Below are 14,441 nucleotides of genomic sequence, written 5' to 3' on the forward strand. Positions count from 1 at the left end.
ATTTTTCCTACTTTCTTTTATTTAGCCATAGTTGGTATAGTGCCATACGTCGACCAAATGGAATTAAAAACCACTCTTTTTCTTTCAATATACGGCTTTTGGCAATAATCGTAATAAAGGTAGATGCCCCTATTAAAATCAAAACGCCACTCATTATTGCAGCTTGCGTACGCCCATCTATTGCACTTAGTAACACGTGGAAAAGAAAGGCACTTACTTTCACTGCTATGACCATTGCTATACTTGCCGCCGCCAGTGTTTTATAAAAAACAAGCGGTGCTAGACTGACATTGACAATTCGCTTTATATATAGCATAAGGAAAATAGCACTAAGGAACAAGCCAAAATTACTCGCCAATGCTGCACCGATAATGCCGATTGTTGGCAACAACCATATATTGCTCAGCCATTTTACGATAAAACCTGCTGCAACAATCAATGCTGGTATTTTTAATTTGCCGTAACCTTGTAAAATTGCTGTAAATGTCAAAATAAGTGAAAACGGGATAATTTGTACTACTACGACCATTAATACAGCCGATAAATCAGCGGTAGTAAATAGAAGTTCATTGACATATGGCATTGTAATAATTAAACCAAATGTGGCTGCCGTACCAAATAATAATGCTGTACGGTATGTTAATTGCACAAATGGCATCGCCCCGCGACCCGCTGTTTTTATTTTTTGTGCGATGAGGGGCACAATTGCTAGTGACAGCGATGATGCAATAACGACACCAAGCTGTACAAGCGGCTGACCACGATCATAAATACCTTTCTGCACCATCGCCTGCTCCATAGGCATTCCTTGCTCAAGCAATGACGTATAAACTGTAAAGGAATCAACTAATTGAAAGCCGAGCAACATTAAGCTACTTAAGCTAACACTTAGGCTGAACAGCGTCACATCTTTGATAACTGCCCATATATTTATTTTGATAACATGGCAATTGCCATTTAACTGCTTACGAATATAAAATAATAGCAGCATAATACCTGCGATTTCTCCTACTACCGCACCAAGTACCGCTACATTACCTGCCGCATAAATAGACTTCGATGTGTGCATGACTAAAACCGTGCCACCTAAAATGACGAGCACACGAATTAGCTGTTCAAATACCTGTGCATAAGCAACTGGCTCCATTGCTCCCTTCGCTTGAAACGTTCCTTTTAATAAAGCGAGTGTCGGCATACAGAGCGCAACAAAAGCGCCCGTTTGCAGCAACGGTGCTAGCTTTTCATCGCCCATCCAATATGCTAGCATTTGTGCACCGAAAAATAATAAACTGAAAAACACGAGTGACAGCACAGTTAAATAGCTGAAAATTATCTTTGAAATCGACCGTTTTCTATTTATATCAGCAGTGTCTGCCAGCATTTTTGAAATAGCAATTGCAAACCCGCCGGATGTCCATACAACAAAAAATGAGATGAATGGGTACACCTGCTGGTAAACATAAAACCCTTCATCCCCAACTAAATTTTGAAAAGGCACACGATAAACAGCGCTCAGCACCTTCACTACAAGTGCTGCCAGCGTCAATAATAGTGCGCCTCTCATATATTTCTTCATTCCATATTGCTGCGTCATCGTTCAAATCCTTCCCCAATCCTACGAGTGCTTACAGTATAGCATTCCTATAGAAAGACTGCTTAAAATGAGAGCAAGTTTCCTACAAGTTAAACTTTTAATATTAAAAATAAAAAAATATTTTTGAAAACTTTTCGTAAGTACAACCAATTAGCAAAATTTTCAACCAACTTTTCCATATTAAAAATTTACTAATACCGATAAAAATGTAGTAGTAAGGTGGGGGAATGCTGCCGGTGAAAACAATGAATATTCACAATATTCTAAATGGAACCTAATAAATTACATCATTTGTTATAATAAAGAATAACTGTAGCTTAGCTATATGATTACATTAATCTTGACTAGGGAGAAGATAATCGGTTTGAAAAACCCACTTTATTTATTATAACATTTTGACATTTGTCGTATTGGGGACATTTAGTAATACTAAAACAGAAATGAATTTTGTTAATGGAAAGATTGCAGACGATGAAATTGTGTTTCTTATGGAGAGTAATTTAGAAAGCTGTAACTCCGTTGAATTTTCCAGTCCTATTAATACAGATTACGATGGAACGACTGGAGTCTTACTAGATTATTATGAGGAATATGATACATGGTATATCTACGACTAAGGAATCACACGAAATTAACCATATTTGGCAAATACCTACTCTATTGTAAATATAGTCAGAGGCATAATTTATGAAAAATCGACCGAAATATCAACTCCTATTTTAGGCACATATGCTAAATATTCTGTTAGAGATTTTAATTATAAACAAGGTAAATTTAAAGTAATTAAAAAACGTCCATAAAGCTGTGCCTTAGCACGCTTTGCGGACGCCTCTACTAATGCTGCATTTGCTTAGCTAAAAATGTTGCACTTAGCTCAGCTGCCTTTTGTTCGACTTCGCCGATAAAATGCGCCTTTGAAAATAGGTATACCGCCCCGATAATATCGCCATTGTTAACGATAGGTACGATGCAATAGGATTTAACCTGTTCAAATTGCCCCGGCACAATTTCTAAAGTTGTTTCCATCTTTTCAAGTGTCGTATTGCGAGATTTTAAGCAATCCTCCGCAAAAGCGGATAGCCTACGATTGACATATTCCTTCTTCGACACGCCTGCAATCGCAATTACTTCATCTCGGTCACTAATAAGTGCTGGTGTGCCGAATGTTTCATAAAGTGATTCCACATATTCTTGTGCAAACTCGCCTAAATCGTTAATCGGTGAGTATTTTTTTAAAATAACTTCGCCTTCGCGGTCTGTATAAATTTCAAGTGGATCTCCCTCGCGAATACGCATCGTGCGTCTAATTTCTTTCGGAATAACAACTCGTCCCAAATCATCAATACGTCGTACAATTCCTGTTGCTTTCATTATCAATTGCCTCACTTTCAACAAATTCAAACTGCACTTTAAAGTAGTATGGTGTAAAAAGTTGAAATGTATGCAAGTCGGACCAAAAAAATTGCTGTACTGTTTATGAAATGTTTTTTGTCAGGCTATATTATTAAGACAAACAGGATAAATATAGGGATTATTCATATACCTGCCGACGCAGTATGGATTATTAGTATATCTGGCATGATGAAACATCTTTTGGTTGTTATTAGCCTTATGATTTCAGAGGCAAACTACAGGAAGTAACGCTTAAGCGTTTATTTGAAGCGAATTTTACTTCAACAGATTCTGTTTTAGTTGATAAATCATTATTAACACAAGAAAAATTTGAACAGTCAGGGAGACTCGCACTAATTTTTGATAACAGATTAAGTTTATTATGGATTGAAAGGGACTCTACACCTAGTAAGCCAATAACGACACTTAAAAAGCCAAAGCCCTTTAATTCAAGCTTTTCAAAACAATTTGCGCTCTATATAAATCCCGCTTTTATTGATAAAGCAGTCTCTTAAATCAAATACATTTGGTTTTGGACGAGCTAAACAAGTATTATTTTCACAGTTGAATGACCCTAGCTTCAAACATCTTTTTTATAAGGATGTGAAATGTAATGATTATCTATGTTTTAAAGGAAAAAAGTCAATTTTCATTCGGAAGAAAATCCTCCGAACCAAGTGTTTCACCTATTTTCAAAGAATCCTCTTGCTATTTTAACGGGGGCACTCTTTGAAAAAACATCATCGATAGCGTTCCGAAGGCCGGCTACTGCACAGCCTTTGGATCGCCCACCTTTATTGCCTCGGCAATAATTTGCATCATACCTTCTAAAACATCGAAGGGTGTATGCTTATTACAGCGTTTGCTGTCGACTGTGACAGTAAGCTTCATACCGTCCATGCTAAAGCCTGTTGCACGCTCATATTTCATCGATTCAGAAACAATTTTCGCACCGTCTACTTGTGCAGTTCCTTGCTCTGATAGATGAATCGAAACAATGCCTTGCTTTTCTTTAATCGCCTCGATGCCTGCTGCTAGTGCCCATACTTTCATCCGTGCAATGCGCAATAAACGAATCGTTTCGGTTGGCACATCACCAAAGCGGTCTTGTAGCTCATCAATTATTTCCTCATAATCTTCTATACGGTCCATTGCTTTAATACGCTTATACATTTGAATTTTTTGATAGCCATCTGGAATATAGGCATCTGGAATATAGGCTTCCGTATGCAAAATGATTTCTACCTCTGGCTTCTCCTCTTTTTTCACACCTGTTTGACGTAGAGCAATCGCCTCTTCTAACATTTGTGAATATAAATCGAAGCCGACTGCATCAATAAAGCCGTGCTGTTGGGCACCTAGTAAATTACCTGCACCCCGAATTGATAAATCACGCATTGCAATTTTAAAGCCCGAGCCTAACTCAGTAAACTCTTTAATTGCCTGTAAACGCTGTTCGGCAACATCTGTCAATACTTTGTCGCGTTGGTACATAAAATATGCATAAGCTACACGATTGGAACGTCCAACCCGTCCACGCAATTGGTAAAGCTGTGAAAGCCCCATCCGGTCTGCATCATGTACGATTAACGTATTGACATTTGGAATATCGACACCCGTTTCAATAATTGTTGTCGTTACAAGCACATCGTATTCACCATCTAAAAACGCTAAAATCGTAGACTCTAGCTCTGACTCTGTCATTCTACCATGTGCAAAGCCAATGCGTGCATCTGGAACAAGCATTTGAATTTCCTCTACACGACGTGTCATATCCTCTACTCGATTATATAAATAAAATGTCTGCCCACCGCGTGCCATCTCTCGCTCTATCGCTTCACGTACAAGCGCCCCATTATGTTCCATCACATATGTTTGCACCGGGAAACGGTTTTGTGGTGGTGTTTCAATAACCGATAAATCGCGTACACCGACCATTGACATATGTAATGTACGTGGAATTGGTGTAGCTGTTAATGTCAATACATCCACATTCGTTTTTAATTGCTTAATTTTTTCCTTATGTGTTACACCGAAACGCTGCTCCTCATCGACAATTAATAAGCCTAAATCGTTATAAACAACATCCTTCGATAACATGCGGTGTGTCCCGACGACAATATCAACCGTTCCATTACGCAAACCCTTTAATGTTTCGGTTTGCTGCTTTTTCGTGCGGAAGCGGCTTAATAAACCTACATGAATGGCTTGCTCTGTAAAGCGCTCTTGCAATGTTTCAAAATGCTGCTGTGCTAATATTGTTGTTGGTACTAAAAAAGCAACCTGCTTCCCATCTTGGATTGCCTTAAATGCTGCACGAATTGCCACTTCTGTTTTACCATAGCCAACATCACCACAAACAAGTCGATCCATTGGTCGCTCGCGCTCCATATCGCGCTTCACTTCAATAATGCTACGTAGTTGGTCCTCTGTCTCCTCATATGGGAATAAATCTTCAAATGCGCGTACATCATCAGAATCTGGCGAGAAGGCAAAGCCTTTTTCTGCCTCACGTTTTGCATAAAGCTTAATTAAATCATCTGCAATATCCTGTACAGCAGAGGCAACCTTAGCCTTAGCTTTTTTCCATTCTGGCCCGCCTAGCTTATGTAGCTTCGGTTCTTTATCCTCAGACCCTACAAATTTTTGCACTAAGTCGATTTGATCTACTGATACGTATAGCTTATCATCCGCTCTGTAGCGAATATGCAAATAGTCTTTATGCTGCCCGCCTACAACGAGCGTTTCAATCCCGATATATTTCCCGACACCATGGTGCACATGCACAACATAATCACCAGGTTTAATTTCCGAATAGCTTTTAATACGCTCCGCATTGGACATTTTTTGCGAGCGCACCCTTTTTCTTGCTTGCTGCTTAAATAGCTCATCATCTGTTACAACGGCTATCTTTTGCAATGGGAGCTCAAAGCCATTTGATAATGCGGCATCGATTAAATAAATACCGCCAGTCTGTCCTAAACCTATTTGCGCATGAATTTGATAGTCTTCTAATGTGCGCTTGATAGAGGCTAGACGCTCCTTACCTTCCGCAACAAATAAAACCGTATATTTTTCCTGCTGCCAGCGCACAAGCTCTGATTGCAATAACGCAATTTGCCCATGGAATTGCTGCATCGGCTTACAAGAATAGTTGATTGTTTTAGTAAATTTGAAACCAGAAAACGTCCTAGTAAATAATGCAAAATAATATTTTGGTAATGTTAGCATTGCATCGATTTCCTTTAAAGTAAAGGATGGCTTCACATCGTGTAGCATTTTCCCCTCTTCAATTAGCGATAAAAACCACTCTGTCTCCTCACGCTCCCATGCATCTGCTACTTCCTGAATACGTCCAAGCTCATCCCAAAAAACGATGCCATCTTGCGCAAAATAATCACCTAAAAATGTTTGCTGCTCAAATAATAAGGAACCATATTTTGCTACAGTATCAGGCAAATTCCCCTCTTTTAGTAGGGCAATGTCCTGCTGAATATATTGATAAAGTAACTCCTGAATTTCCTGTTTCTTAACTTTATTTAAGCTATTTGCGAGTGCTGCTTCCAAACGATTTGCAAGTTGAATACGTTGGTCAATGTTTAAAAGCAGCTCAGCAGCAGGCAAAATATGCACATGATTTAGTTTATCAATTGAGCGTTGGTCATCTGCTGAAAATGTACGGATTGAATCTACTTCTGTATCAAATAACTCGATACGAACAGGCGCCTCTGCATCGAGTGGGTAAATATCTAAAATACCCCCGCGCACCGCAAACTCACCAGGCGTCGTTACCATTTGACTGCGGCTATAGCCCATCGTAACGAGCTGCACTAGCCATTCATCAATGGCGATATCCTCCCCCACTGCTGTTTTCAGTAAATGTGACTGCCAGACTGTCATTGGCGTCATCATTTTACGCATACCTGCAATTGGAATTATATAAATACCGCGTTTCCGATTTACTAAATTGTCTAATGTCGTAATACGGTGCGCGCGTAGCTCTGGAGACGCCACTGACATACCTGCCGCAATAAACTCCTCCGCTGGATAATAATGCACTTCGTCCTCGCCTACAAGTGCTGTTAAATCATCCACAAGCTTTTGAGCCTGCAATAAATTGGGCGATAACACGTATAGCGGACGCTCTGTTTCTTTATAAATGGCTTGCAATAACGCTGGTCTTGCGCCACCCGTTAAGCCTGTAACCAATTGGCTTACTTTACTATCCTTTTTTACTTGCTGCAAAAAAGGATTTATATGCTTATCTTGCGAGAATAGTTGATGGAAAATATCCATAGCAAAGCCTCCTTTCAATAGTTTAACTTGATTCAGAATTATTTACTCCGTCGAGGATAGTGACAATTCTATTGTGACTACCGCAGGAGCACATTTTTTTATACCGACAGCAAAGCGACAGATACAGAAGCCCCCCACTTCTATAGGTGGAGAAGTAATTAAATCATAGGGTGTGCCAAATTCCCTGCTAGTTCAAATTAAGCCTCGAGTAGATGTCACAGGTTTTTTCGAGCCTACTCAAAAAAATCTGAACGCAATCACACCTCTGTTTAATTGATTAAATAAGTAGGAAGTGGAAAAAGCTTTGGCCTCATCAGCCAAAGCATTTCATTATTGCAGCCATTTTTTCAATGCATAGTAATCTGGAAATTGTCTTAAGGAATTTTCGCAATGCTCACATATACAATGCACCGTCGTATCCCCTCGTTCGTCCCTTTCCACATAGTCATCCACTTCCCCAATTTCAAATTGGTGAAGCTTACGAATGGTTTCATCTGCATCAAATGGTAATGTGCCAATCTCTGTTTCACAATGTCTACAACGATAACGAACTGACAAGGCAAGTCCTCCTTTGAATCAATTACCCCACGGCTATTTTCTCGAATGCACTAAAAAACCTGTCACATGCACTAGGGGCTTAATCATGGTTCAGTTGACTTTATACCGAATATTCAACAGTATAGATGTTCTAAATCATGATAAAGCTATGTATTCAAAGTATAGGCTTTCTCCTGTTTATTTATGCACCGTTAAAAACATTCATTACATCTAAAAAGCTTTTTGATAATGCGAGTTCCACTGCATCGCATGATTTTTTTATTGCATCCTCTACAACTGGCTCTTCGTCCTTTGAAAATTTCGACAGCACATAGTCTGCCACCTTCATGCCTGCCGGCGGGCGGCTGACGCCAACACGGATGCGGTTAAACTCTTGTGTACCTAAATGTTGAATCAATGACTTAATCCCATTATGCCCGCCAGCACTGCCTTTTTGGCGCAGACGTAGCTTGCCTGTATCTAAATCTAAATCATCGTAAATAACGATAAGATCCTCTATTGCAATATCAAAATAATCCATCATTGGACGCACACATTCACCCGATAAATTCATATATGTTAACGGTTTTAATAGCATCACCTTGCCTTCAGGACGATGCACAGTCGCATACATACCATTAAATTTCGTTTGGTTTAACGGTGCTCCCCATTTTTCTGCCACTGCATCAATGACATCAAAGCCAATATTATGGCGTGTATGAGCATATGGTTTGCCAGGGTTGCCTAAACCAATTATCAATTTCATCTATGTTCACCCTTTTAGTTTTATCTAACTACAACAATTCTAGCCTATTCTACCATAGAAATTGACAAGTGTCCTTTGTTGTTGATTTTCCATTATATATTGCGCAATACCGCATAAAAGTAGTGCGGAATCACGCAATTGTTTTTCAATCTTGCTCTTTATAAAATGACTGTATAAGAGGTGATCTACATATGGAATACAAAAAATTAATGATTATACTTGGGGTAATATGTGCGCTTGGTATAACGAGTACTTTATATACAGCAATTTTAGCTGGAAAATTTAATTGGCCCCCTTTTGTTTTAGCTTTATCGTCAGCTTATTTTTTATGGTATACGAACGATACTCGCAAAAGAGTAAATGAAAGGAAGGAAAACAGTCAAAATAGCTATGAAAAATAATAAATTTACTGGCAATTTAAGTTTTATTTTATGCGCATTCATTTTTATCAATAATAGTGCGGTAATCTTTTTAAAAGCCGAAATTAATAAAACATCCTTTATATTATCAACGCTTCTAGGCATCATGCTATTGATCAATGGGGTAATTTACAAAAGAGCCGAGCGAAGCAATATTGAAGAATTACAACTTTACATGGAGACCTCTACTCGCATGATTCGGCAGCCAAAAGCCAGCTGTTACAAGGGCTGGCTAATCGAACAAGGCTATCATGCTCGCCCCTCCATGTAAAGTTGTAATATACAGAGGTAATCAAAAATGTACATCGTTAAACGAGCGTTTTTGTACGTACTTATAAGCGCATTTATAGTAGTAATAAGGATTTAACGCCCGAACAAGGGTATCATGCCCGCCACTCCAAATAAAGCCGAGGTGTGCGTCTGAAAAATACACAGAGGTTTAAGTGGCTCACTGGCTCAGTTAATAAATGGCTCACTATTGGGTTGCAATATACATACGACATGAACGATGATGAAACGTATTATCATTGGCATATTATTTACCTTTTGCTTTATGGCAGGCATGTGGCTAATTAATCAGTTCATGGAGAAGAACTTTTTAAGTTATGTAGCAATAGGATTATTATTCTTTATGCTATTTACAATCCATCAGCTATTTTTCGCAAGAAGAAGTTATTTATAAAAGGAAACGTATTATGATTTATAATTCCCACTCTGCTTTCTTTTCCTATAACGCCAAATGATAAAAACTATAAAAGGGACCAAACATATTACATAATTTATAAACATCGAAAAGTCATATACTTTTGAAAGAACGAAAAAGGTACCATAATATACAACGATTAAAAATGAGCGAGTGTTACTATGAATCATCATTAAAATATCAAATCCTCTATTCATTAATTACAAAATTTCACACTTCCATATTAAAGCTACTATATTGTTGCGTGAAATGATTTATTTTATTTTGGCTATAGTTGTTCTTATAAATTTTATAAATAACTTTTTTATCATCTATTATTTTTTCTTTAAATATTATTTGAAAAGTCCATACCCCTTCACCCAAGAAAGGTGAGATTTTTAAACCTGCGTAATAGATTCTTATACCATTCTGACTATTCTTTTTTAAATATTCCACATCAATAAAGTGTAGCTCACCTGATGGACTAATAATTTGAAAAATAATAGGCGAATCTTCCTTAACATTGCTTAAACTAGCTTTGTAACATATTGCATTATTTAGATTTGAAAAAGAACTCGTTTGATTAATAATATCAAAAGTGTTTTGTCTTAAATCTGTCCCTGTAGAGGAGTAATTCAATTTAATATCTTTGACATTATTCATACAGTCATTATTTCTCACTGAAAAATGAGTATTCAGGAAATTGTATATTTTATTACCTTTTGGATCTTTAATCCAAAACTTATTATTGATTATAAATGCGTAATATTTAAGATTAATTGTAACTTGATTATATTTCTCAATAGGAATTCTCCTTATAATTAATCTATTAAAATAATTAAAATATCCCAGTGGTAAAATAAATCATTCAAAACACATTTTGATCTTTACTAAGCATATGGAAAAGATCTATTAAATAATCTACTTTGACCAAAATCCACTATAACTATAAATAGATAACCCGTATTCGAGTTATTCTCATAGTACTATTACTCACATCCGTATGGCAATTGCGTGATTCCGCATAAAATTCATACGGAATCACGCAATTGTTTTTGCGGTAAGTAACGCGCTATAGTTTTATAGTAAAGGCAAAGACATTACAGGTAAATATCCCCTATCTACTTTCAAAAATAAAAGAGTGATTCCTAATTTTATTTTGGTAATGTCTTTTGCTCTTAATTAAAAGAATACCTTTAGTTAGATAATCTACATCATCGAACAGGGAGCACAGCAAAATGTCACTGCCAGATAGCAATATTTATAGCGTGTTGATTGCCCTTATAATCTCATTGAGAGCTAAATCTTCGCCTTTAACTCCATACTTCACTTTAATATGTTTTCTTACACCCCCATCTGATTTCATAATCAAATATAATAAAAAAATCCTAAGAAAATGAAAAATACTAATCCATAATCTAAAAATAGCATATCTTTACGGTAAACAGAGGAGTCTGTTAACTAATTGAAATTTCTTTTCAGATAATTACTATTTTGTACATACGGCTTGAATATTTACTAATCAAAGCAAGTAATTATGTAAAAATTTTAACGTAAAAAACAAACGGCTGTCTGGCAGTAGCGTGCTAGCCTACTTTCAGACAACCATTTTTACCTCAACGTCGCTCTCATCGTTAAAACTTTACCTAGAAGAGTGCCCCCTGCTAAAACCATCACCAGCACAATCGGTACAATAAGCATAAGGCTTTCCATTTTCGGTAATGCAAAGAAACCAAATAATAATATAGCCAAAACAATAGCAACAGTAGCCATAAACTCCTGTTTTATACTCATTTTCATAAACTCTCTCACCCTCTTTCAAAAATTTCTTTATTTTACTCTATTCACTAGCGTCGCATAAATTTTGACGCAATTTTCTGTTTTTTGTTTTTCCGTTTCAGATGAAAAACGAAGACACTGGAACAGCTTTCCCTGCGATTTTACGAATCCAGAGCCGAGCCGATTTCCACGAGGCTGCCTTCAATAAACGACTGATTTACAAGTACGCTTTTGAACTATTCGTGTTCAGCTGTGCCAGCACATACAGACAGTACACAATCATTGCGATGTACACCTGATTATGCACGCCCTGTTCACTCTGCGCGTAGAATTTTTTGATATTTCAGTGCTGCTTCATCCACTTGAAAAACAATTCGATTGCCCAACGTGATTTATACAGCTCCGAGATTTCATCCGCACTCAAATCAAATCGATTGGTGATCAAATGTAGTTCGTTTCCTTTTGAATCGAGCACTTTGAGGAGACGAAAGGCGTTTTCTGCGAAAACAAGACGCAAATGTAGCTTAATGCCCGACTTCGTTTTGCGGAATTCTGCCCATTTGTGATTGTTCAAATTCAACGGCAACGTACTCGAATCAATGATTTTCAGCGGTGTCGTCGTGTTTCTTCGCTGCTCATACTGCGATTTCTTGTGAATTTGGGCAACTAAATCAAGAAATACCTGTTGAAAAATCTCTGTCGGCACTTGATTTAACCGGCGTCCACGTTGCGAAAAGCTAATCGATTCTAAGTCCGTAGCTTTTCGTAGGTCGTCTGAATACAGTGTTTCACTAACTGCACGTAAGCTTCCGGTTTCATTCAGCTGGACAAACAGTAGTAATTTCAAGAAGGAAGCGATGTGTAACTTCTTCGTATAGTAATTTAATTGATGGAATCCGACCAATTCCTCCAATTTTGTCTGAGAAATCGGTGAAAACCATTGTTCAAATAATGTTTTTCGTGTAAACTTATCCATGCTTAAGTCCTTTATATTGGATTTGGATGGTTACCTACCGCCCAACCATTATAAAGGATTTTTTTGTGTTTAGATTATATTACAGGAAATTCGGTTTAATCGAATGCGTTGAATTATTTTAATGCGACACTAGTGTACTCTATTATATCTAGCTGAGATTGCAAAAACAATTGCGTGATTCCGCATAAATTTCATGCGGAATCACGCAATTGTTAATGTGGTAAGTAACACGATATAATTTTGCAGTACAGGCAAAGACATCGTAGTTAAATTCATTTTTGTGTACTTTGTCAAATACTCTGACAATTAGTTTCTACAGTATGATTCCCTATCGTCCGTTCGAAATTTTTCTTCATGATGGATGCAGCTGTATCAACACTGTAATTTCTAATATATAAGGAAGTTGAATAAGATGAAATCTATCATAATTGGGGCGTTATATGCCATTTGTTTTATGTCAGAAATGTGGTTAATCGATCAGTTTATGGTGATGAATTATTTTAGGCATTTAGCAATCGGAATATTATTCCTTGCACTTTATACTATTCACCGGGGATTTATACAAAAAAGCTAATAAAAACTCTTAATCAAATTGCTATACTATAAGATTGGCTAGATTACATGTTTAAAAAATATTCATCGCAATTTTATTTATAATAAGCAATACATGCGGTGCTCTATTTATTAACCATTTCTTTAGAGATTACGGATATATTCGCCTCCCTTTCCTTGGTATATTAACCGCCTCATTGTTCGCTTTATTCCGTACTTCATCTAAAAAAATCTAGTTATGAGTTGAAGAATTATCTACAATTAATGGTGGAAGGGGCGGTAGTATATTATGTATAGTCTTGGCGGATCCCATATCAAACGATCACTAGGCGGTGTGTTATGCTTATTGGTTTTCTTCATAATAACAACAATTGTTGCTATTATAGAAAAAAGCCAATTTTTTATCATACTTCATTTAATAGGGCTTTTGACAAACTCCGTTTCGTGTATAGTTTTATATAGAAAGTATAAAAAAATCCAAAATTCTTGATTGTATTCTTACTAAAAAGCAAGAGTTATTAATTTTTTATTACTTCTACCATAGTTCTAGTATAACGTATTATCAGGAGAATAAATTATGAATACTACGATGCGGAAACTTATTATTTTTATACTTTTTTTATTCATTTTAAATGGTCTTATTAATATAGTAAATAATCAAAATTACTTTTATCTTTTTTTAGGAATAATTCAAACTCTTACAGGAATTATGGGCGTTATATCACTTTTTTTAAAAAAGGATTAGTTTTATTTCAATAAAAATAGATTAAGTAGCTTAAACTCCTATAGAATAAAGGGGTTTAAGCTACTTGGTGTTTTTCAAAAAACTACTTAAATCAACTTCAATTCCGTAGCTTTCAGCACAGCATCGGCACGTGTATTTATATCTAGCAACATATACATTTGGGATAAACAACTTTCTACTGTGCGCTGCGCTAAATTTAACTCTAACGCAATTGCCTTATTCGTATAGCCTTCTTTCACTAGCTCTAGAATTCGTTTTTCTCGCTGATTTAATTGTAGTTGCTTTTTCATTGGATTCTGTTGTACGTAATCGATAAAGCTTTTAGGCAACAGCACTTCATTATTCACCGCAGCATATACCGCTTTTAAAATAGTATCCTTTGTTGCTGTTTTCGAAATGACATTATCCACTTTTTTCTCTAAAATAAGTGAATAATAATCTTCTATTTGCTCACCTGTATACAATATAATGATAGCTGCTGGATACTTAGCCTTTACCTGCTCCGCAAACTCTAATCCACTGCTCTCACCTAAATTAATATCAATTAAAAACACATCATACTGTGTTTCTGTGAGCACCTTTGAGAATGATTGCATATCTTCTAACGTATCAGCTACTATATCAGGTGCATTGCTAAAAATTTGCTTACTTCCCTCTAAAATCAATGGATGGTCGTCTATTAATAATAATTTAATCATCCTTA

The 14,441-nt window shown here is 36.7% G+C and carries 10 protein-coding genes and 1 pseudogene; 2 read left to right on the forward strand and 9 right to left on the reverse strand.

From position 1 onward, the window contains the following. Window positions 1–7: 7 nt before the first annotated feature. The 5 genes from MHH70_RS10790 to pth form a co-directional block, all read right to left on the reverse strand. Window positions 8–1,594, reverse strand: a complete 1,587-nt coding sequence (locus MHH70_RS10790) for a polysaccharide biosynthesis protein (RefSeq protein WP_342471488.1) — start codon at window positions 1,592–1,594, stop codon at window positions 8–10. Between the two features lie 834 nt (window positions 1,595–2,428). Next, window positions 2,429–2,965: a stage V sporulation protein T gene (gene spoVT / locus MHH70_RS10795; RefSeq protein WP_066165578.1), complete on the reverse strand. Its 537-nt coding sequence runs from the start codon at window positions 2,963–2,965 to the stop codon at window positions 2,429–2,431. A 786-nt stretch (window positions 2,966–3,751) separates the two neighbouring features. Further along, a complete protein-coding gene (gene mfd, locus MHH70_RS10800; protein ID WP_342471489.1) occupies window positions 3,752–7,282 on the reverse strand; it encodes a transcription-repair coupling factor in 3,531 nt (1,176 codons plus the stop codon). Window positions 7,283–7,612: 330 nt separating this feature from the next. Further along, window positions 7,613–7,840: an anti-sigma-F factor Fin gene (locus tag MHH70_RS10805; protein WP_066165583.1), complete on the reverse strand. Its 228-nt coding sequence runs from the start codon at window positions 7,838–7,840 to the stop codon at window positions 7,613–7,615. A 181-nt stretch (window positions 7,841–8,021) separates the two neighbouring features. Then, complete coding sequence (pth, locus tag MHH70_RS10810; protein WP_066165586.1) at window positions 8,022–8,585, reverse strand: aminoacyl-tRNA hydrolase; 564 nt, start codon at window positions 8,583–8,585, stop codon at window positions 8,022–8,024. 191 nt (window positions 8,586–8,776) lie between these two features. On the opposite strand from pth, the gene MHH70_RS10815 reads away from it, so the two are divergent. Together MHH70_RS10815 and MHH70_RS10820 are read left to right on the forward strand one after the other, a co-directional pair. Further along, window positions 8,777–8,986, forward strand: a complete 210-nt coding sequence (locus MHH70_RS10815) for a hypothetical protein (RefSeq protein WP_342471490.1) — start codon at window positions 8,777–8,779, stop codon at window positions 8,984–8,986. Window positions 8,987–9,512: 526 nt separating this feature from the next. Then, window positions 9,513–9,686 (forward strand): hypothetical protein, encoded by a 174-nt coding sequence (locus MHH70_RS10820; protein WP_342471491.1) that lies wholly within the window; start codon window positions 9,513–9,515, stop codon window positions 9,684–9,686. A 231-nt stretch (window positions 9,687–9,917) separates the two neighbouring features. Here the strand turns inward: MHH70_RS10820 and MHH70_RS10825 are convergent, their stop codons facing one another. The 4 genes and pseudogenes from MHH70_RS10825 to MHH70_RS10840 all read right to left on the reverse strand — a co-directional run bounded on the left by MHH70_RS10825 (window position 9,918) and on the right by MHH70_RS10840 (window position 14,436). After that, window positions 9,918–10,349: a hypothetical protein gene (locus MHH70_RS10825; protein ID WP_342471492.1), complete on the reverse strand. Its 432-nt coding sequence runs from the start codon at window positions 10,347–10,349 to the stop codon at window positions 9,918–9,920. Window positions 10,350–11,297: 948 nt separating this feature from the next. Then, a complete protein-coding gene (locus MHH70_RS10830) occupies window positions 11,298–11,486 on the reverse strand; it encodes a hypothetical protein (RefSeq protein WP_342471493.1) in 189 nt (62 codons plus the stop codon). Between the two features lie 97 nt (window positions 11,487–11,583). Beyond that, window positions 11,584–12,441, reverse strand: a pseudogene (locus tag MHH70_RS10835) (transposase). Window positions 12,442–13,824: 1,383 nt separating this feature from the next. Next, window positions 13,825–14,436, reverse strand: a complete 612-nt coding sequence (locus MHH70_RS10840) for a response regulator transcription factor (protein ID WP_342471494.1) — start codon at window positions 14,434–14,436, stop codon at window positions 13,825–13,827. Window positions 14,437–14,441: the final 5 nt, after the last annotated feature.

This window comes from Metasolibacillus sp. FSL H7-0170 (assembly GCF_038593115.1).
GTDB lineage: Bacteria > Bacillota > Bacilli > Bacillales_A > Planococcaceae > Metasolibacillus > Metasolibacillus fluoroglycofenilyticus.